This is a genomic window from Salibacter halophilus (assembly GCF_008806325.1).
In the GTDB taxonomy this organism is placed as follows: Bacteria; Bacteroidota; Bacteroidia; order Flavobacteriales_G; family Salibacteraceae; genus Salibacter; species Salibacter halophilus.
The window spans coordinates 39318-59159 of sequence record NZ_WACR01000001.1 but is presented as its reverse complement, the minus strand read 5'-3'; the positions used below and the strand labels follow the sequence as shown (position 1 = coordinate 59159).

The following is a 19842-nucleotide window of genomic DNA, read 5'->3' as shown; positions in this document are numbered from 1 at the left end:
AGATTTAACAGTAGTTTTTATTTTCGATGAGAATAATCAAAACACGAAAAAATGAACAACCACGAAATAGATTATAAAGTTATTGGCGAAGAAATGCAGTGTGTTGAAATCGAGCTCGATCCGCAGGAAGCGGTAGTTGCTGAGCCGGGCGCACTCATGAGCATGAACAATGACATCCACATGGATACCATTTTTGGAGACGGCTCAAACCAGTCGAGCGGCCTGATGGGAAAACTGTTTTCGGCCGGGAAAAGGGTTCTGACCGGAGAGAATTTATTCATGACAGCTTACACGAATCAGGGCCACACGAAAAGTCACGTCACATTTGCATCTCCGTATCCCGGAAAAGTGATTCCGCTCGATCTCAGTGAAAAAGGCGGAAAGATCATTTGTCAAAAAGACGCTTTTTTGTGTGCGGCCAAAGGAGTTTCGGTTGGGATTGAATTCAGCAAGCGCCTGGGACGCGGATTTTTTGGTGGTGAAGGTTTCATCATGCAAAAACTGGAAGGTGACGGAATGGCTTTTGTCCATGCCGGTGGAACAATCGTTGAACGGGAGCTAAAACCGGGAGAAAAAATTAAAGTTGATACCGGTTGTTTGGTCGCCTTTACGAAGGATGTCGATTATGATATCGAGTACGTGGGCGGAATCAAAAACACGTTCTTTGGTGGTGAAGGTGTTTTTCTCGCTTCGGTAACTGGTCCAGGAAAAGTTTGGGTTCAGTCACTGCCGTTTAGCCGACTCGCAGAGCGTATTATCGCATCAACTCCTAAGATGGGTGGAAAGAGAAGAGGTGAAGGAAGTGTCCTTGGCGGACTGGGAGATTTGATTGGTGGCGACAACAAGTTTTAATGCATGCGTGAAGTAGAGAAAAAGCAATTTTCATTTGATAAAACGGTTCGCTATTATCAACTCGGTCAGATCACGAAAAAAACCAAAACCGTGTATTTTGCAACGCACGGTTACGGAATGCTGGCTGAGTTTTTCAGCCGTAAATTCCTCAAACTTGTCGATGAAGAATCAGTAGTGATTTTGCCTGAAGGAATGCACCGTTTTTATCTACAGGGAACCAGCGGCAGAGTCGTGGCGAGCTGGATGACGAAAGATGACAGGGAAGTCGATATCGCTGATAATAAACGATTGCTCAATTCGGTTCTGACCGATGCGGGAGTGAACAAAAACCACAATATCGTGGCGATTGGATTTTCCCAGGGAGTTCCAACGCTGTGCAGATGGCTGGTGGAAACACCTTTTCATGTTGAAAAGCTGATTTGCTGGGCGAGTGATATTCCCGAAGATGTTTTGAACGAAGAAGGAATAAGCATTTTGAATAATTGTAATACTGAACTCGTTGTGGGCGATGAAGACGAATTCATCTCTGAGGAGCGACTGGAAAAATTTACCTCAAAACTCAAATCAAAAGGAGTTGATTTTAATTTAGTCAAATACAACGGAACGCATAAAATTGAGCCGGAACTACTTCTAAAACTTGTAAAATGAATTCGAGGCTGAGGAAAATAATCGGGATATTATTCACGCTATTCGTGTTAGTTGTGTTGTGGTACGTGCGCAATATCGTTATTTACGTGATCATTTCCATCGTGCTCAGTATCGTTCTCACGCCCATCATGCGGATTTTGGATCGGGTGAAAATCAAGCAATTTCACCTTCCCAATTGGCTAAAAGCGTTATTGTCAATATTTCTCGTTTACACTGTTTTATCGGTTTTCGTGAATGTGTTTACACCACTTTTAGCCCAGGAAATCAAGCTTTTATCTGAGGTTCAGCTCAAAGATGTTTACGAGGCGCTCAATCCTTCCATGACTTTCATTGAGGACAAAATCGAACAATTCAATTTGCATTCCGGTGATGCGGGTAGCAGCCGTGATTACATGAAGCAGAAGATTTTATCATTTCTCGATATCGGTCAGATCCCGACATTCTTTACTTCGGTGATGAGCGGAGTTGGAAGTTTTGTGCTGGCCTTTTTCTCCATTTCATTCATCACTTTTTTCCTGCTCAAGGACCGGTGGATTTTGCACTTACTCATCGATGCCATCGTTCCAGATGAATACCTGGAAAAAGCCAAAAAGGTAACCGAAAGAGCACAAAAAACACTCACGCGCTATTTCATCGGACTCATTATACAGGTCAGCCTGATCACGACATTTGTTAGTGTATCGCTCACAATACTGGGAGTGGAGAATGCGCTGGTGATCGGCTTTTTTGCCGGCATGATCAATGTTATTCCGTACATCGGTCCGTTGATTGGAGCCGCTTTCGGACTCATCATTGCCATTACCTCAAACCTCGATATGGAATTCTCAACTGAGCTTTTGCCATTTGTATTAAAGGTGGGTTCTGTTTTCCTCATAGTTCAATTGACCGATAACATCGTTTTTCAGCCACTAATTTTTTCCAATTCTATCAAAGCACATCCGCTCGAAATTTTTCTCGTTATTCTGGTTGCTGGTCAGCTCGCTGGAATAGTGGGAATGGTAATAGCAGTACCGGCTTACAGCTTTATCAGGATTGTCGCTAAAGAGTTCTTTTCAGAGTTTAAATTCATCAAGCGCATGACGAGTGAGGTGAGTGATGAAGATTGATTAACTATAAAAATAGTTGACAAACTAAAAATTTAGTTATAAGTTTGGAGTATGAAAAAGAAGAACTCCAAACAACTCACACAAGCCGAGGAAGAAATCATGCAGGTGCTGTGGCAAAAGGAGCAGGCATTTGTAAAAGATATTCTGGCCGATTTACCCGATCCCAAACCGGCTTACAATACAGTATCCACGATCGTTCGCATCCTGGAAGACAAGGGTTTTGTCGATCACAGGAGTTACGGTCGCACACATCAATATTTCCCGAAAATCAAAAAGGAAGATTACGCGAAAAAACAAGTAAAAAAATTGCTCGGAAATTATTTCCAGGGGAGTCCGTCAAGCATGCTATCTTTTTTCCTAAAAGAGAAGGAACTCTCAGTAAACGAGTTAGATGAAATATTAAACGACATAAAAAAGGAGAAGTGATGAACCAGATTATCGAACCCATCATTTGGCTAAACATCGGAATTGCAATTTCGGCATTGCTCTATTTTACATTGCTGAAAAACACCACTACGTTTCGTTTCAACCGATTCTTTTTAATTCTCGTTCCATTCGTTTTTGTTGCACTCTACTTTATGCCGTGGTCGCAGTCAATCACGGTTTTTGAGGGCTACGCTGTGAATATGGAAGAGTTTGTAGTGGGTGAGGGTAATGGTCAGAGCCAGAACCAGCAAACCAATTACCTACTAATCGGGCTTGTCTCGGTTCTGATCATTGGTGTTGTATTATCATTGAAAAACACACTCACTGCCTTTTTAGAAACGCGTAAAAGTGTTGAAACGCATGAAAGCGTTTACATGGGAGATTTTGAGCAACCGTTTTCATTCCTGAATAAGGTGTTTATTCCTAAAAAATTCAAAGAAGAGCAATCGCTCAATTACATTATCAATCACGAGAGAATCCACGTAGAACAAGCTCATTATCTCGATCTGCTAGTTGTAGAGTTCTTTCAGGTTATAGCGTGGTTCAACCCGTTCTTTTGGTTGTTGCGAAAACAGGTGAAGATGAACCACGAGTTTCTTGCCGATCAGGGGATTGTAGAGAATGAGAAAAACATTAACGATTATAAACAGGTGCTTTTGAGCGCATCACTCGGAATTCGCGCGGTTTCGTTGTATTCGATGTTTGCACAGGAGTCGCCACTAAAACGGAGAATCGATATGATCAACAAATCAAAAAAGCCTATTCATTGGCTACGCTTATTTACTGTAATCACCATTGTTGGTGGTTCAGCGCTCATGCTAAAGTCGTGTACTGAAGATAAACTCGACCAAAAAGAAGAACAGGCCAAAACTGTTCAAAGTGAAATAGAACCGGAGGATATTGAAAATATTGAAATTGACCCAAAATTTCCCGGTGGAAATGAAGCTCTTTTCAAGTACCTGGGTGATGCAATTGTTTATCCAGAATCAGCAAAAGAAGAAGGTGTAAACGGAGTCGTTTATTGCCGCTTCATTATTGATAAGGACGGCAGTGTGAAAAATATTGAAGTCCTCAAAGGAGTAAACCCTGAAATTGATCAGGCTGCTAAAGATGCAATTGCTAATATGCCCGATTGGGAACCGGGAGTTCATAAAGATGGACATGCTGTTCCGGTTGAATACAATATCCCAATTCGTTTCACTTTAAAAGGTGAAAATGAGGAAAGCGAGAAGAAAAAATAGCCATTACAAGATTTTAATGAATCAACTATAACTATTATTTAAAATAATATACAGATGTCAATTTATTAATAGCTAAATAGTTATATGTTGACCAATTAAATTTGGCTTAATAAGCTTTTAAAACATGAAATAAGGGCAATGAGTATTTTTACTCATTGTCCTTTTTTATTTATTGAACAATATTTGATGCCGTAATATAGTCGTCTCGAACTCCCCCCATTGACCCCTTGAGAGAATGCCTGTAAGAAACTTATTCAATTATACACAAATCCTTCTTACCTTTGAAAGGTGGTTAGGGTAGTTGTAGAGAATAAGCTATTTGGCAGGCATTTGTTGGAATTATTAAAACCAAAGCATCAGGTTCAGCTTTTGACAGTGGAAGAGTTTCATCAAACCACTGTTGAAGCTGGAGATGTTGTGGTTTGTGAGCTACCGGAACTTGCCTGGTGCGATTACAAATTGGCGAAAGTGCTAAGGGAACAGCGCCAGGTAGTGATCGCAATGGGTTTTCAATCATCTGTCCATATTCCCATCCTTCAGCGCGATTTTGGTACTCGCTATTTTGTGACCGAAAACTCAGGCCCTGAGGATTTACTCCTGATTTTGAACTCCATCGGATCTGACCGTTTTAATGCTGAAGACTCCATTCCCACATTTGATCATACCAGTATTAATAATCAACTCTCACAGGCAGAGTACGATGTGCTGTATTGGTTGTGTCGAGATAGTAGCAGTAAACAGATTGCTCAGTTTTTGGGTAAGAGTCAGCGTACCGTGGAAAATATTCGCTACAAACTTTCCAGGAAGTTAGATGTTCACAGCACTGTTGGATTGGTTAAATGGGCTTACGATAACAAAGTTGTTTTTCCTGTGTTAGAGGATGAGTTTTATGAAATAACTTTGCAAAACGATAATAAAGATTAGACGAAATGATGCGGTTCAATGTTAGCGAGATAAATGAATGTATTAGAACGAGAAGAAGTATCTATCCCGAGCAATTCTCTGATCGTAAAGTACATAAAGAGTTAATTGAGGTTTTAATCGAAAATGCGCGTTGGGCACCTACTCATAAGCTTACTCAACCATGGAGATTTAAAGTTTTCATGGAAGACGGGTTGAAACGCTTTGCAGAATGGCATAGCGAAACGTATAAAAAAATCACTCCGCCCGAGAAGTTCAAAGAGATGAAATACAGGAAGCTGAGAGATCGTCCATTGAAGTCATCAGCTGTTATAGCGATCGTAATGCAACGTGACGAAAAAGAGAGTATTCCGGTTGAAGAGGAGATTGCAGCTGTTGCTGCTGCTGTTCAAAATATGCACATTACTTGCAGTGCTTACGGCTTGGCCGCTTACTGGGGTTCAGGCGGACTCACATACACTGATGAAATGAAAGAGTTTTTGGGAATAGGAGAGAAGGATATCTGTCTCGGGATGTTCTTCATCGGCTATCCTGAAATCGAATGGCCTCGCAAAACAATGCGACTCGAGAGACGAAAGGTCACTGAGTTCATCACTGAATAATTAGGGAGTTTATCATAACTAAAAAATCTTGCAATTTTCAGTTTTAAAAAGCTAAAAAAACTGGATTAAATATTGCTTAAAGGTTTTTATCTCTTTATGCTTTTTGATTCACTCTCCTTATTTAGCAACCCATAATTGAGTTTCAGCAATTCATTGAATAGCAGGTTGTATTGCGAACATACTTTTACGCTAATAATTATAAAAATTTTAGTTATGCGTAAAAGATTACTCTGTTTGATAGCTCTCTTTGCAGCTATAAATTCATTTGCCTCTATTGTATATGTAGATATCAATGCAACAGGAGCTGAAAATGGATCATCCTGGAATGATGCATTTGTAAATCTACATCACGGCCTAAACAATGCGAACCAGGGAGATAGTATTTGGGTTGCTCAGGGTGTTTATTTGCCTTCAGATGATTCTACAAGAAATGTCTATTTCCAGGTTGTATTTGATTCGATTTATCTTTTTGGGGGTTTTGCAGGAAACGAAACATCATTGGATCAAAGAGATTTTATCAGCAATCAAACTATCCTCAGCGGAGATTTGTACGGAAATGATAACCCGAGTATAGATCCTGATGAAACTACACGGAGCGATAATACTTATCATGTCCTTTACGTTGGAGGTGTGAAGAACACGGTAATTGACGGATTTACTATTACAGGTGGTAATGGCAACTCCAGTGCATGGCCTAACAATCAGGGAGGTGGCATTTATTTATCTGAACACGCTGGAGATATTAAAATCCTTAACTGTAATATCACTAAAAACAGTTCCTCTGGAGCTTTAGCTGCAATACGCACTAAATACACACAGAATGAATACAGAGAGTTTGTTTTAGATAATTGCCTGATAACTAATAACACAACAGCCAATGTTGTGACAGGTGTTACCCTGACAGGCGGATCAGGATTGGCTTTAGTTTCTAACTGTTTGTTTGCCAATAACAAGATTGAAGACAATTCTCAATACACGGGAAAAGGCGGCTCTGCAATTAGATTTTATCAGGCAAGTAATGATGTTTTGGATGTTCAAATGACAAACTGTACGGTAATCAGTAATGTTGAAGACGGAACTAATCCATCACCAATTGTTGTTGGTGAGGCTAGTGGGATAATAAATTTCCTGGCTTCGAATAACCTCGTTGATAATAATACTAATGCCACCAGCACATTTGGAACTGGAGTTGTATCCAACTGTCCAAACACGGTTGAATTGATCAACAACATAAGACCTGATCATTCAACAACATTTTGCAATGGAACGAGTAACGGTGAATTTCACGGCTCACCTCAATTGGGAACTGATTATGTTCCAACTGATAATTCACCTGCTGTAAATGCCGGAAATAATCTTTATGTACTCGGGAGTTATGATTATTACGGTACAAATAGAATTGAGAGTGGGACTGTAGACATTGGAGCTTTTGAATCTGTTCAGTCTTGTGCTATAACAGGGGTTTCTATTGATAGTGTTTACTGCTCTACTTCGGGAAGTAGCTATTCAGTTGATTTAACTGTAACTTATGAATATGCACCATCTGGCGGAACTCTTGAATTTGATGGAGCTGGTGTTGCAGAATCATTTTCTATTGATGGTAGTCCGCAAATGATCACTGTAAACAATATTTCTGAGAGTGAATCACCGAATTTTGATTTACACTTTTCAAACGAAGCTACATGTAGCTATTCTGATAATAACGCGTGGACTGTTCCAAATTGTAACACAACAGGGGTGAGCAATATTTTGAATTCTGTAAACTACTCGGTTTATCCTAATCCGGGCAACGGAGTTTTCCAATTGGAAATTGAAGGCGATATAGAATCTTACAATGCTCAGGTTTTCAACCTGCTTGGAGAAATGGTTTTCGAGAGTAGAATACAATCTTCTTTGACGACTATTAATCTCGATAGGTTTACGAATGGAGTTTATTTGCTTCAGATTTCTGATGGACAAAACGTCTATACTGAAAAGCTCATTAAGCGATAGGATTCTCAATGTAAAGACACAAAAAAAGGCCCGCATGACGGGCCTTTTTTTATTTGTTATAAATCGTATGAATTAAGATTCAACCTCTTCAACATTAGCTGTAATGTTGAGAATCGTTTGTGGAGGATTTGTGTTTGCCTGGATTGTAACCGTCTTGCTTTGACGACCTTTTTGTTTTCCGGGTTTGTAAACAACTTTAATCTCTCCTTCTTCTCCAGGAGCAATTGGCTCTTTAGGATATTGAGGAACAGTACAACCACAAGAACCTTTAGCTGATTGAATGATCAACGGGTTATCGCCTGTATTCGTGAATTTGAATACTTTTTCATTTGTTGTTTGCTGCTTGATTTGACCAAAGTCATGAGCTTTTTGTGCAAACTTCAATGATGTTGGAGGACCCTGAGGCTTTTGTTGTTGCTGCTGTTGCTGTTTGCGCAATTGCTCCTGCATTTGCTGTTGCATGCTTTGCTGTTGGTTGTTTTGAGCAGGGTTTTGCGCCTGGCTTCTGTTGTTTGATGCCTGAGCAGTATTAGATCTTCTCGGGATAGGATCTTCTTTGATGAAGGTTCCGTAGATTACAGTGGCTGCGATTACTACTAGCAGCGCGAACTTGATGTTTTCTTTCATTTGATCATTCATAGTCTATCAATTTTAGTCGTTCAAATTTAGCAAACTGTTTTAATTATTCTGTTTCAAGTTGATCAAACCAATCACTTTTGAAAGTTTCTAGTGCTTTATTGAAAGCATCATCACTTTTATTGGTTAATTGATAATAAGCACTGGAGCCGTAAAGTCCGCGAGCTATAAGTCCTTTCAGCGAATTGCTCAACAGCGATTTTGATTTTTCAATTTCATCTTCATCTTTTTCTACACCTTCATCCTCAGCGTAAGCAATAAACTTATCCATTAAATTCTTGTCTTCAAAGTTGTTGATGAACTCATCCACAGAGCTGTATTTGCGCTCGAGCTTTTTTCGGTTCTGATCGAGATAATCGAGAGAAAAGTCATTGATAATTCCTTTGCGAATAACTTTTCCGTAATAGTCAGATCCGCGCGATGTATCAGCCGGCACAAATATGTCGGGCATGATTCCACCGCCACCGTAAACTGTACGACCTTTTTTAAGTGTTTCGTAATGGAGTGAATCGGGGAGGTGAATGCTATCAGGATTCACGAGCTCGCCATTGTCTAATCTGTCATAGATGGACTGATAATACGCTTTTTTACCATCCTCGTAAGGGCGCTGAATACATCTTCCGCTTGGAGTGTGGTAGCGAGAAATTGTCAGCCTGAGAGCGCTGCCGTCAGATAGTTTGAACTCTTTTTGAACCAGTCCTTTACCAAATGATCTGCGACCGATTACAATTCCGCGGTCCCAATCCTGAACAGCTCCAGAAACGATTTCACTCGCTGATGCTGATCCTTCATCGATAAGGACAATGAGTTTCCCTTTTTCAAATTTTCCTTTTTTAGTGGCGTATTGTTCAGCCCTTTTAAAAGCGCGACCTTCAGTGTAAACGATGAGTTGATCGTCCTTTAAAAATTGATCAGCCAACTCGATTGCCACATTGAGGTAGCCGCCACTATTGCCGCGAAGATCCAGAATCATATTTTCCATTCCGGCATCTTTTAGCGAGTCCATAGCCTCGTTGATTTCATCCATTGAAGTTGCAGCAAAACGGTTGAGCTTGATATACCCAACGCCAGGCTCGGCCATGTAGCTCGCATCAACAGAGTAGATCGGGATTTTATCGCGCTTGATGGTGAAATCGAGAAGCTTTTTCTCTCCTCTTCTTTTTATTGCCACATCAACTTCAGATCCTTTAGGACCTCTCAGGTTGTCAATTACATCCTGATTTGTAAATCCTACACCGGCTACAGTTGAATCATTGATCTTGATAATTTTATCCCCTGATTTTATTCCCAACTTTTCACTGGGTCCGCCTGGAATAGGAGAGACAACAACAATCGTGTCTTTGAGAATATTAAATTGAATACCAACACCCTCAAATTTTCCAACGAGTGGTTCATTGGCTCTTTTTACATCCTTTTTAGGAATATAAACCGAGTGAGGATCCAGGTCTTCCAGTACTGATCGAATAGCTGTTTCAACTAATTCGTTGGCATTGACAGAATCTACATAAGCCAGTTCTACATACCTCAAAAAACTCTGAATCTTCTTTTCAGCCTCAGCATCTTTTTGAGCATGAAGAGCATTCGTTGTAAAAGCAAGGATTAATAATCCGGTGAAAAGTATCTTTCGCATAAGTCTAAAAATTAATCGCGCCAAAATAGCTATAACGCTAATTTTGGCGCAATGTAATAATTTGAAAATCCTAAATAAAGTTAAGCGTTGTTATTTAGACAACTCTATAGCCTTTTCTGCTGAGAAGATTTGACCTTTCCATTCCCCTACAACAAAGGCTCCGTCAAATCCCTGTTTTCTCAATTCATCTTTAAATGCTTTTGCAGCTTCATAAGATTTAAAGTTACCGGCTACGTATTTTGTAACACCGTTTGGTTGTTGCTTTTGCTCTAAGTTATCGAGCTGCATGTATTTTTCAAGCGTAGCAGTAGGAACTTCTTTCTTGAAAGCTCCAATTTGAACTTTAAACCTCAGGTTGTTTTCTTTTTCATCTTCAGTGAGCTTGCGGTCTTTTGGAACGCCAAGATCATCCTGAACAACTGTTGCTTTAGCTTCCTGAAGTGTGATTCTGTCACCACCTTTCAAGGCAACAACATATGCGCCATCGTATCCTTTTTGGATCATTTCGATTTTGAGTTCAGCAGCTTTTTTGTAGTCTGTAAACTCACCTGCATAAGCTCTGATCAACCCATCTTTTCCTTTGAAGGAAACCAGATTTGGAACATTACTCAATGTTCTTCTATCAGGCTTTTTGGAGAATGCTCCAATTTGAACGCGATAAACTGTTTTGTTTTTATCGACCGTTTTGCCTTCAAGACTGCGTGTTTTTTCACCGTCAGAGCCGGAGCCTGTACCAGTTGACTTGCCAGTTGAAGTTCCTCCTGAGCCAGATTGAGAACCGGAAGATGTTGCAGAGCCAGCGTCAGCGATATCTTTTACATTGCCGAGTTTATCTCTCGAGATAACACCTTCACTGTCTATTCCCTGTTGTTTCAACTCACCACGTTTAGCCGTAGCTTCAGCAATTGAGTTGTAGTCTCCGAGTGCAACAATGATGGTTCCGTCTTTATCAAATGTTTCAACATCTGGCAGCGATAAAATTTCGTTGATCAGCTCATCAGGAATTGATTCGTCAAATTCACCAATTTTCACGGCATAGCTTCTGTCTCGAACGTTACGGGTTCTTTGCGTTCTGATAGCAGTAACATCAACCGTGTAAGTTTCATTATCAATAGGTGAGTAGTTTCCGGTTGTGTCATTGAACTGGCGAGCCATTTCTGCTAGTTCTTCATCAGAAAGTGCCACACCAAGTGAATCAACCGGTGTATTTTGAGGAGTATTCAACTCTTCATCTTTGTAATCGGGTACGCCATCACCATCGGTGTCAACGGCACAACCTTTTTCATCAACCGGAATGCCAACCGGGGTATTTGGACATTGGTCCCAAAGATTTACGATTCCATCCTGGTCCAGGTCGTCCTGTACATCAGCGATGAAAGGATCATCATTAGCATAAGGGTCGCTTTTAGGACCTGATTTTGTTGTTTTGTCTTTATTGAAGTTGAAACTAAATCCTGCTCCAACGTAGAGGAGTTGGTCGTTTTGTGAGTCGCCTTTCGGTTCTGACCAAAGTGAAGGCGTAGAACCATCCATTTTATCGGTGAAAGTGAAGTGGTAAGTAGCTCCAAAATCAAATCTCATGCGAGACGTGAGGTTGATGCTCATTCCCGCACTAACAGGAATGGCGAAAGCGAAATTATCGTAGTAGCCTAGTTGTTCAGAGTAGAGCTCGCGAACATCAGTTTCGTATTCGTAATCGCGTTGTATGCGAATTGCTCTGTTTTGATTTTCTGCTGTTTGCGGGAGGTTTCTGATTGTTCCATCATCCCAATAGTGATAAGTATTTCCGTACTCATCGTAAAGATCTGTCTTGGCGTTGAATTCAAGTGCTTCAAAACCAACTCCTACATAAGGTTCTGCGGTTCGGTTTTCTTTGAGTAAGTGGTGGAAATTGTATTTAACCTGAACACCACCGGCTGTTATTGACGTACTAAAGTTGCGATTAAAATTTAGCGAACGCTCATTTGCAGCTACATTACCGTATAGGAGGTAGAGTTCAGCATCGAGGTAATTGGTGACTTTTTGCTCAACACCTAATCGAAATGCGAATTGGCTGTTTGAGGGTCTGTTAATTCTAAATCCTTTACTCAGGTCACCGTAGTAAGTGAGCACACCGCTACCCAAAGTGAATGTTGGCTTCCACACCTTTTCAGTGTCTGTTGAATCGTTGCTTGTCTCCTGGCTATCCTGAGTGTTTTGACCAGTAGCTACAAGAGTTATTAGTGATAAAAATAGTGCTACTGTATGGCGTAAAATCAATCTCACAGTTTGGTCGGTTTTATTTTAAGGCTGTAAAACTGATCTAAAGTAAGCAATAATTGTCAAACTATACCAAATTTATCTTATTGAACCCATTTTTGATTGGTGATCATAAGTGCTTCCTGCACAGTAATACGATCGCCTTCATTGTAAGCTACAACGAACGGACCGGGAAAATTGAATGATGATTTGATGTTTTCGCGTCCGTCACGTGCTTGTTTGTAAATACCAAAACTACCCGTTGTGTACTTGATCCAGCCTTGATGGTTTTCCATGAAAAACTGGTTGTTGAAATTGTATTTTTTCTCGATGTATGGCGCTTTCACATTGTTGTGACCCGCCAAAATTTGAACACGGTACTCAATTCCTTTAACCGGATCCTGAACAGATGTTATTTTCTCTTTTTCGCCTTGTTCTTTTGTTTCAGCTACTGATGAATTATCAGGTGTGGTTGATTCGTCAGTTTTTTGATCTTCAGTGAGGTATTTATCAGCCAGCTCTTCATCAGATATTTGCTGTTCAGTTTTGGGTTTTTGCTTTTTCTCTTCACGGTCAGAGCCCTCTTTAGCCGGCTTTTCCGCAACCGCTTCTTCGGTCTCCGGTTCTGACTGTGGTTGTGTTTCTTCTTCTTTTGGTAGCTCTTCTTCTTGTTCCTGCTTTTGTTCGGTAGCTGCTTCTTCAGTGCTGGTTTCTTCCTCGGCAGGTGTTTCGTTTGATGCGAGCATCTGTTGTTCTTCTTCTCCTGATGGAGGCTCGCTCATGATCTCAGCTTTTTGTGTTTTGTTTTCGTGAAGGAAAGAGAGCTCTCCGCTGATATCATCCACGTTTTTAGATTCTGTCTCAGATAAGTCAACGGTGTATGAAACTGAGAATGTATCATTTTCAGGCAGACTCATCCAAACGAATTTCACTTTTTCGTCTACCTGTGAAAAAACAGATTCATTCTTATTATTTGCTTCAGCAGTAGCTTTATAGGGTACTACATCCTGAATTTTACCAAAACCATCTAAATATTGCGAGTTGACGTTGATCTTTATCTTGTATCGATTGTCGCCTAAATCTTCAACTTCGCGGTAAACATAAGCGTAAGGATTGCGCTGCTTTTTGAGTTCCTCTTCACTTGGGCCAACATTCAGTTTTTCAGTTGGCACGGTGTAAGTCATGCGCTTATTCTCTTCGAGGTAAGAAAACGTTCCACCTAAATCGACTTCAACCACGTAAGGATCGGTAACAGTGAGTTTGTATTTTACGGTGAAAGATTCTTCTTCAGGGAGTGCCATCCAAATGAGTTTCATTTTGCGTTGAGCATATGTGAAAGTGGCACCTTTCGTTTCGATGGGTTCAATTTCTACTCCGTAAGGAAAAAGGTGTTGAAATTTAGCAAAGCCTTCAACGTCACCTTTGTTTACAGTCACTGAAACTGTACAGGAACTCATTGTATCAATTCGATCAGGTGCTTCCTGGGTGATGGTAATGCTTTTGGAAACAACTGACGTGATTCCTGCAACGAGCAGAATTTGCAGTGGAAGTAAGAGAAACTTAAACATGGCTTTGCACTTAATTGGTGTTTCACAAAGCTATTCGATCACATACCTGCTGCGCGCGAGTGTTATTTCAAAGTTTGAACAAAAAAATGTGAATATCCTGTTCGTAACCTTGTTCATAACGTGTTGAAAGGTTGTTGATCTAGAAATTTGGACGAAGGAGGTACTTGGAGTAAAAGCTGTCTATTTCTTCTATTGCTTCATCGGCTGTGTCAACGAGTTTAAAGATATACATATCGGGCTCGCTGATGTTGTGTTCCTTTTCGAGTAATGTGTTTTTGATCCAGTCGAGCATTCCGCCCCAAAATTCTTTTCCAACGAGAATAATCGGGAATTTACCAATCTTATTTGTTTGAATAAGAGTAAGAGCTTCAAATAATTCATCGAGCGTTCCAAAGCCTCCGGGCAACACAATAAAGCCCTGTGAATACTTGACAAACATGAGTTTGCGAACAAAGAAATAGTCAAAGTTGATGAGTTTGTCGTTGTCGATGTATTCATTTGAGTGTTGCTCAAAGGGGAGATCGATGTTGAGTCCAACAGATTTTCCTTTTCCGCGATTGGCGCCTTTGTTAGCTGCTTCCATGATTCCGGGTCCGCCTCCTGTGATGACACCGTAGCCTTGCTGAGTGAGATTGAACGCAATTTGCTCAGCGAGTTCGTAGTAGCGCGTATCGGGTTTGGTACGTGCCGATCCAAAAACAGTAACACACGGACCAATCTTTCCCATTTTCTCAAAGCCTTCAACGATTTCGCTCATCATCTTAAAGACCTGCCAGCTGTCGGTTGTTTTGATCTCGTTCCAGCTTTTATCTTCAAATGCTTTTTTGACTTTGTCTTCTTTACTCATGTTACTTTTTATTAGCCTGCACAGCCTTGCGAACACTGCCGTGAGTTAACAATTCTTTTTTTGCTTTCTCATTGCTGAGTCCGGTTGCTTCGCTCACCATTTTGGTTCCTCTTTCAACGAGTTTGGCGTTGCTCAATTGCATATCCACCATTTTGTTTCCCTCAACACGACCAAGTTTAATCATGACACTTGTGCTTATCATGTTCAGAACCATCTTTTGAGCTGTCCCGGCTTTCATCCGCGTGCTTCCGGTGACAAACTCAGGTCCTACAACTACTTCAATGGGATATTGAGCTGCAGCTGCTACGGGTGTATTTTCATTGCAGGTTATGCAACCGGTTAAAATACCTTTTTCGTTGGCGTGTTTCAGAGCCCCAACAACATATGGCGTTGTGCCTGATGCCGCGATACCAACTACAGAATCATTTTCTGAAATGTCGTATTCGAGTAAATCTTTCCAACCCAGTTCAGCATCATCTTCAGCTTTCTCTACAGCCTTCCTGATTGCGCCATCACCTCCGGCAATCAACCCGATTACAAGTCCGTGATCAACACCAAATGTTGGCGGACATTCCGATGCATCTAAAATCCCGAGTCGGCCGCTGGTTCCCGCGCCCAGGTAAAACAACCTGCCGCCTGAAAGCATTCTGTCTGCAATTTGATCGACCAGCTTTTCAATTTGAGGAATTTTGGCTCTGACCGAAGCAGCTACTTTTTCATCTTCACGGTTCATGTTCACGAGTAAATCTCTCGTGCTCATCTTTTCCAGATGATCGTAGTGCGAAGTTGATTCGGTTGTTTTACTCATCGTAAAAAAGGAGGGCGAACCCTCCTCAACTTTTTAGTAAATAGTTGGATATTCTGCCGGATTGAACTCGTGCATGAGGTTGTAAACGGCATCGTAAATATCATCGACTGATGGCTTGCTAAAGTAATCACCGTCAGATCCGTAAGCCGGGCGATGCGCTTTCGCTGTAAGCGTTACCGGTTCTGAATCGAGGTGGTAGTAACCGCCCTGCTCAGTCAATACTTGTTGCATCATGTAAGCTGATGCTCCACCCGGTACATCTTCATCGACAAATACTACGCGATTCGTTTTTTGAAGTGATTGAACAGTCTCGTGATTCAGGTCGAATGGCAGTAGTGTTTGTACATCAACCACTTCAACTGAGATTCCTGCTTCAGCGAGGCTTTTAGCAGCTTCTTCTGCCATTCTTACCATTGAGCCGTAAGTTACGACTGTTACGTCTTCACCTTCTTTAACCACGTCTATTTTGCCGAGTTCAACTTTGAATTCGCCAACATTTTCAGGTACAGCTTCTTTGAGTCTGTAACCGTTGAGCGATTCGATCACGATTCCCGGTTCATCGCCTTCGAGGAGTGTGTTGTACATTCCGGCTGCCTGAACCATGTTGCGTGGTGTGCAAACATGTATTCCGCGAACAGAGTTGATGATCATGCCCATTGGCGAGCCACTGTGCCAAATACCTTCGAGTCGGTGACCTCTGGTTCTGACAATGAGTGGCGCTTTTTGCCCACCTGCACTTCTGTAGCGCAATGTTGCCAGATCATCAGAAAGTACCTGAATGCAATAGTGGAGGTAATCGAGGTACTGGATTTCAGCGATTGGGCGCAAGCCGCGCATCGCCATACCAATTCCCTGACCGATTATCGTGTTTTCGCGAATTCCGGTATCGGTTACGCGGTCTACTCCGTATTTTTCCTGTAATCCTTCAAGTCCCTGGTTTACACCACCAATTTTCCCGGAGTCTTCACCAAAGATGAGCACCTCAGGACGATTTTTGAGGATGTAATCGAAGTTGTCGCGTAGTATTTCGCGACCGTCTCTCATTTCCGGTTCTGAAGGGTAAGTTGCGTGAACAGTTTTGACGTTAGTCGCTGCGAGGTCACTCTCAGAGTAGAGGTGTTTGTCGTAACGATCTTTGCTGGTTTGGTCGTAATTCCTGAACCAGTTTAAAAGTTGATCGCGCTCGTTGCTCTGCTCATTTCTCGTTGAGCGGAGTACTTTTTTTACAACGACTATAATGTCTTTACGCAATGGCTCTTTGTTATCGCTGAGCTCTTTGACGTCTTTGTTTAAAAATGCTTTGTTAGCACTTGCTGCAACTACCGGTTCCATCAGTTTCATGGCCTCAGCTTTTTCAGCTTTTATCGGCTTGAGGAATTCCTGAAGTGCTGTTTTCTTAGCATCGCGGGCACGCTTCTTGGCGTCTTTTTGGATCTGATCGAGCTCTTCTTCAGTTGCGAGTTCTTTTTTCAGAATCCAGTTGCGCATTTGAGCAATTCCATCGTATTCTTTTTCCCAATCGAGACGCTCTTTAGACTTGTAACGCTCGTGCGAACCAGATGTCGAGTGTCCCTGTGGTTGTGTAACTTCTTCAACGTGAACGAGTACTGGGATGTGTTTTTCGCGCGCAATCTCAGCTGCCTTTTCGTAAGTGAGGCAGAGGTTGGCATAATCCCATGCTTTTACGTTCAGCATCTCAAATCCGGGTGCGTCATCAGTGCGTTGGAATCCTTTGAGTGCTTCAGAAATGCTCTCTTTAATTGTTTGGTATTTCTTTTCAACTGAAATGCCGTATCCGTCATCCCAAACAGACATCACCATCGGAACCTGTAGAACACCAGCAGCATTGAGGGTTTCCCAAAATACACCTTCAGATGTTGAGGCGTCACCGATAGAACCAAAAGCGATTTCCTGTCCGTTTTTCGAGAACTTAGATGTCCAATCAACATTTTTGAGCGCTCCCGATTCACGGTACACTTTTGATGCTTGTGCCAGTCCGAGGAGGCGAGACATTTGTCCGGCTGTTGGACTTATATCAGTTGAAGTATTTTTTTGAGCTGTTAAGTCTTTCCACGTTCCGTCATCGTTGAGAGAACGAGTAGAAAAGTGGGCATTCATTTGTCGACCACCTGATGCCGGATCAAATTCGATATCAGCGTGTGCGTATAATTGAGCGTAAAATGATTCCAGTGTGATGATACCCGCTGCGAGCATCCATGTTTGATCGCGGTAATATCCCGATCTGAAATCACCTTCCTGAAACTGTTTAGCCAATGCTATTTGCGCTATTTCTTTACCATCTCCAAAGATTCCAAACTTGGCCTTTCCTGTTAGAACTTCTCTACGACCAAGTAAACTCGCCTCTCTACTTTCATTCGCCAGTTTAAAATCGGCTAGTATCTCTTCTTTCAACTCTTGCTGTGTGAGTTCTTCCACTTCAGCACCTTCGTTTTTTGTATTTGCCATGTATAGTCTTCTTATTAGATGAGAACGATAGTGGCGCGAAGATACAAAAAACTGTCTTTTTTTAGATTGTTGAGAACGAGTGTTATTACGTATTTAATATTGTGTTGAGGTCGAGGTCAAGGTTGAGGAGAAGGTTGAGAGAAGTTCTAAAGTTGATTTAGAGATATTTTTAATTTATGACAATTAAAGGTTGGAAGGTTAGGGAGTTGGGAGGTTTGTCTATTCCAATTTGTAGGATTGCGATGCATCGCAATCCTACAAATTCAAATTGAACTAATCGCCAACCTACAGTGAATCACTAAACTCCTCAATATTCTTCACAAAAGTGCTCCACAGGTATTTTTCTTTTTCTTCTTCAACGCCCTGCTTGAATTTTTGAGCGAGGTTTTCATCAAAGAAGCGTTTTATAGCCGTTGCTATTTCGGTCGGATCCTTTTCAACCACAAAGCCAACTTTTTCGTGTGGCACAAATTCGCTTAATCCGCCAACATTGGTGACGAGCATCGGGGTGTTGAACTGGTAAGCGATTTGAGTAATCCCGCTTTGACTAGCAGTATGATAAGTTTGAGCGACCAGGTCGGCTGCGCTGAAATAGAGTTTGACATCCTCGTTAGGGACAAATCTGTTGTCGATATGCACTTTTCCGGTGAGATCGTGTTTTTGGATTAAGTCTGTGTACGTATCCGGACTGTCATAGAATTCGCCAACGATTTGCAGTTCGATATCACTCTCTTTGAGCTGACTCTCACCAAATGCTTTGAGGAGAAGATCAAGGCCTTTGTAGGCTCTGACCAAACCAAAAAACAAAACGAATTTCTTGTCCTGATTCCAATTGAGTTTTTCGCGTGCTTCCTCTCTCGAAACAGCCTCTCCAAATTGCTCATTGAGCGGGTGTGGGAGGTAAATTGACGGCTTTGGTGTGAATTCCTGTATTTCAGTCAGAACCGTTTTGGACAACGTCACAAAGCCGTGACACTGATTGATGAAGTAGTTGGTGAATTGTTTATCGCCAGGTCTGGCTTCGTGCGGAATGACATTATCTGTAATCCCGATGATTTTACAGCGGTTTTTCAAAAACTTCGCTATTGTTCCAAGGGCCGGAGCCATAAACGGTAGCCAGTAGCGGATGAAGATAACATCGGGGTTGAGCTTTTTGATTTGACGGGCTGTTGCCCACCAGGATAGCGGATTGATAGAAGAGATGGTGTGATGAATTGATATGTCAGTAGGTTTTGGATCTGACGAAAACTGAGTTTTTCCCGGGAACAGGAATTTGGGATACTGCATGTAAAACGAAATGAGCGTACAATCGTGTCCCGCTTTTTGCAGGGCTCTGGCAAAGGCTTCATTTGTGGATGCAATTCCTCCGCGAAGCGGATGGGCGGGTCCTATCACTACAGTTTTCATGGGCGGCTAAGATAGGGATTTGAGGTAATGTGGCGATAGTTACTTTTTTGGATGAATAATTTTAAAAGTGCATTTTAGTTCACCATTTTTCATAAAAGCATTCCATCTATGAACACCAAATTCAAATTATTTTTCAGTTTAATTCTCATTCCACAGCGCATTTTTGGAGTGTGGTTGTTTTATTTCATAAGCAGCTCTCTTTTCAGTACTGAGTTGTCTGCTAAAACTGTTCTTTTCGTTGTGCTACAATCTCTTGGAGTTCAATTGATCACGCTGTTTGCCACAAAGACTGAGAAAATGCAGGAGATTCTCAAAGGGACTGATGTTTCTGTTCCTGTATGGTTTATCCTCTCTGGTTTTTTTGCGGATTTGCTTTTTGTTACAATTGACTTATTGATTTGATACTTTTAGCTTATAATTTGCAATCACAAGCTTTTATTAACCATCTTTGAGA

The 19842-nt window shown here is 41.4% G+C and carries 17 protein-coding genes; 9 read left to right on the top strand and 8 right to left on the bottom strand.

From position 1 onward, the window contains the following. Positions 1–51 precede the first annotated feature (51 nt). The 8 genes from F3059_RS00220 (at position 52) to F3059_RS00185 (ending at position 7788) form a co-directional block, all read left to right on the top strand. Positions 52–852 (top strand): TIGR00266 family protein, encoded by an 801-nt coding sequence (locus F3059_RS00220; RefSeq protein ID WP_151165919.1) that lies wholly within the window; start codon positions 52–54, stop codon positions 850–852. Positions 853–855: 3 nt separating this feature from the next. Further along, on the top strand, positions 856–1500 hold the full coding sequence (locus F3059_RS00215) for an alpha/beta hydrolase (RefSeq protein ID WP_151165918.1): 645 nt from the start codon (positions 856–858) through the stop codon (positions 1498–1500). After that, positions 1497–2606 carry an AI-2E family transporter gene (locus F3059_RS00210; protein ID WP_151165917.1) on the top strand — a complete coding sequence of 370 codons (1110 nt, stop codon included), beginning with the start codon at positions 1497–1499 and terminating at the stop codon, positions 2604–2606. The genes F3059_RS00215 and F3059_RS00210 overlap by 4 nt, the downstream gene beginning before the upstream one ends. 51 nt (positions 2607–2657) lie before the next feature. Further along, positions 2658–3032, top strand: a complete 375-nt coding sequence (locus F3059_RS00205) for a BlaI/MecI/CopY family transcriptional regulator (protein WP_151165916.1) — start codon at positions 2658–2660, stop codon at positions 3030–3032. Continuing rightward, positions 3032–4273, top strand: a complete 1242-nt coding sequence (locus F3059_RS00200; protein WP_151165915.1) for a M56 family metallopeptidase — start codon at positions 3032–3034, stop codon at positions 4271–4273. The genes F3059_RS00205 and F3059_RS00200 overlap by 1 nt, the downstream gene beginning before the upstream one ends. Before the next feature lie 288 nt (positions 4274–4561). Continuing rightward, the gene (locus F3059_RS00195; RefSeq protein WP_151165914.1) at positions 4562–5197 is read left to right on the top strand and encodes a helix-turn-helix transcriptional regulator; all 636 of its coding nucleotides are present in this window, start codon (positions 4562–4564) and stop codon (positions 5195–5197) included. Positions 5198–5202: 5 nt separating this feature from the next. After that, positions 5203–5796, top strand: coding sequence for a nitroreductase family protein (locus F3059_RS00190; RefSeq protein ID WP_223274513.1), 594 nt, complete (start codon positions 5203–5205; stop codon positions 5794–5796). Positions 5797–6009: 213 nt separating this feature from the next. Further along, positions 6010–7788 (top strand): T9SS type A sorting domain-containing protein, encoded by a 1779-nt coding sequence (locus F3059_RS00185; protein ID WP_151165913.1) that lies wholly within the window; start codon positions 6010–6012, stop codon positions 7786–7788. A gap of 72 nt (positions 7789–7860) precedes the next feature. Here F3059_RS00185 and F3059_RS00180 read toward each other — a convergent pair whose 3' ends face one another. The 8 genes from F3059_RS00180 to F3059_RS00145 form a co-directional block, all read right to left on the bottom strand. Further along, positions 7861–8427, bottom strand: a complete 567-nt coding sequence (locus F3059_RS00180; RefSeq protein ID WP_223274512.1) for a DUF1573 domain-containing protein — start codon at positions 8425–8427, stop codon at positions 7861–7863. Positions 8428–8470: 43 nt separating this feature from the next. Continuing rightward, on the bottom strand, positions 8471–10054 hold the full coding sequence (locus F3059_RS00175) for a S41 family peptidase (RefSeq protein ID WP_151165912.1): 1584 nt from the start codon (positions 10052–10054) through the stop codon (positions 8471–8473). A 90-nt stretch (positions 10055–10144) separates the two neighbouring features. Beyond that, entirely contained in the window at positions 10145–12319 is a 2175-nt protein-coding gene (locus F3059_RS00170) for an SPOR domain-containing protein (RefSeq protein ID WP_151165911.1), read from the bottom strand. Between the two features lie 77 nt (positions 12320–12396). Next, the gene (locus tag F3059_RS00165) at positions 12397–13860 is read right to left on the bottom strand and encodes a hypothetical protein (protein ID WP_151165910.1); all 1464 of its coding nucleotides are present in this window, start codon (positions 13858–13860) and stop codon (positions 12397–12399) included. Positions 13861–13999: 139 nt separating this feature from the next. Continuing rightward, positions 14000–14707 carry an LOG family protein gene (locus F3059_RS00160; protein WP_151165909.1) on the bottom strand — a complete coding sequence of 236 codons (708 nt, stop codon included), beginning with the start codon at positions 14705–14707 and terminating at the stop codon, positions 14000–14002. A gap of 1 nt (position 14708) precedes the next feature. Further along, positions 14709–15515, bottom strand: coding sequence for an N-acetylmuramic acid 6-phosphate etherase (gene murQ, locus F3059_RS00155; RefSeq protein WP_151165908.1), 807 nt, complete (start codon positions 15513–15515; stop codon positions 14709–14711). Between the two features lie 33 nt (positions 15516–15548). Then, on the bottom strand, positions 15549–17981 hold the full coding sequence (locus tag F3059_RS00150) for an alpha-ketoacid dehydrogenase subunit alpha/beta (RefSeq protein WP_151165907.1): 2433 nt from the start codon (positions 17979–17981) through the stop codon (positions 15549–15551). Positions 17982–18266: 285 nt separating this feature from the next. Then, complete coding sequence (locus F3059_RS00145) at positions 18267–19388, bottom strand: glycosyltransferase (protein WP_151165906.1); 1122 nt, start codon at positions 19386–19388, stop codon at positions 18267–18269. A 108-nt stretch (positions 19389–19496) separates the two neighbouring features. Here F3059_RS00145 and F3059_RS00140 point away from each other — a divergent pair, with 108 nt between their 5' ends. Further along, positions 19497–19790: a hypothetical protein gene (locus F3059_RS00140; RefSeq protein WP_151165905.1), complete on the top strand. Its 294-nt coding sequence runs from the start codon at positions 19497–19499 to the stop codon at positions 19788–19790. Positions 19791–19842: the final 52 nt, after the last annotated feature.

Coding starts and splice junctions, on each gene's coding strand:
- F3059_RS00190 (WP_223274513.1), top strand. CDS start 5,203: ATGATGCGGTTCAATGTTAGCGAGATAAATGAATGTATTAGAACGAGA.
- F3059_RS00215 (WP_151165918.1), top strand. CDS start 856: ATGCGTGAAGTAGAGAAAAAGCAATTTTCATTTGATAAAACGGTTCGC.
- F3059_RS00150 (WP_151165907.1), bottom strand. CDS start 17,981: ATGGCAAATACAAAAAACGAAGGTGCTGAAGTGGAAGAACTCACACAG.
- F3059_RS00210 (WP_151165917.1), top strand. CDS start 1,497: ATGAATTCGAGGCTGAGGAAAATAATCGGGATATTATTCACGCTATTC.
- F3059_RS00140 (WP_151165905.1), top strand. CDS start 19,497: ATGAACACCAAATTCAAATTATTTTTCAGTTTAATTCTCATTCCACAG.
- murQ (WP_151165908.1), bottom strand. CDS start 15,515: ATGAGTAAAACAACCGAATCAACTTCGCACTACGATCATCTGGAAAAG.
- F3059_RS00200 (WP_151165915.1), top strand. CDS start 3,032: ATGAACCAGATTATCGAACCCATCATTTGGCTAAACATCGGAATTGCA.
- F3059_RS00185 (WP_151165913.1), top strand. CDS start 6,010: ATGCGTAAAAGATTACTCTGTTTGATAGCTCTCTTTGCAGCTATAAAT.
- F3059_RS00145 (WP_151165906.1), bottom strand. CDS start 19,388: ATGAAAACTGTAGTGATAGGACCCGCCCATCCGCTTCGCGGAGGAATT.
- F3059_RS00175 (WP_151165912.1), bottom strand. CDS start 10,054: ATGCGAAAGATACTTTTCACCGGATTATTAATCCTTGCTTTTACAACG.
- F3059_RS00165 (WP_151165910.1), bottom strand. CDS start 13,860: ATGTTTAAGTTTCTCTTACTTCCACTGCAAATTCTGCTCGTTGCAGGA.
- F3059_RS00160 (WP_151165909.1), bottom strand. CDS start 14,707: ATGAGTAAAGAAGACAAAGTCAAAAAAGCATTTGAAGATAAAAGCTGG.
- F3059_RS00220 (WP_151165919.1), top strand. CDS start 52: ATGAACAACCACGAAATAGATTATAAAGTTATTGGCGAAGAAATGCAG.
- F3059_RS00205 (WP_151165916.1), top strand. CDS start 2,658: ATGAAAAAGAAGAACTCCAAACAACTCACACAAGCCGAGGAAGAAATC.
- F3059_RS00180 (WP_223274512.1), bottom strand. CDS start 8,427: ATGAATGATCAAATGAAAGAAAACATCAAGTTCGCGCTGCTAGTAGTA.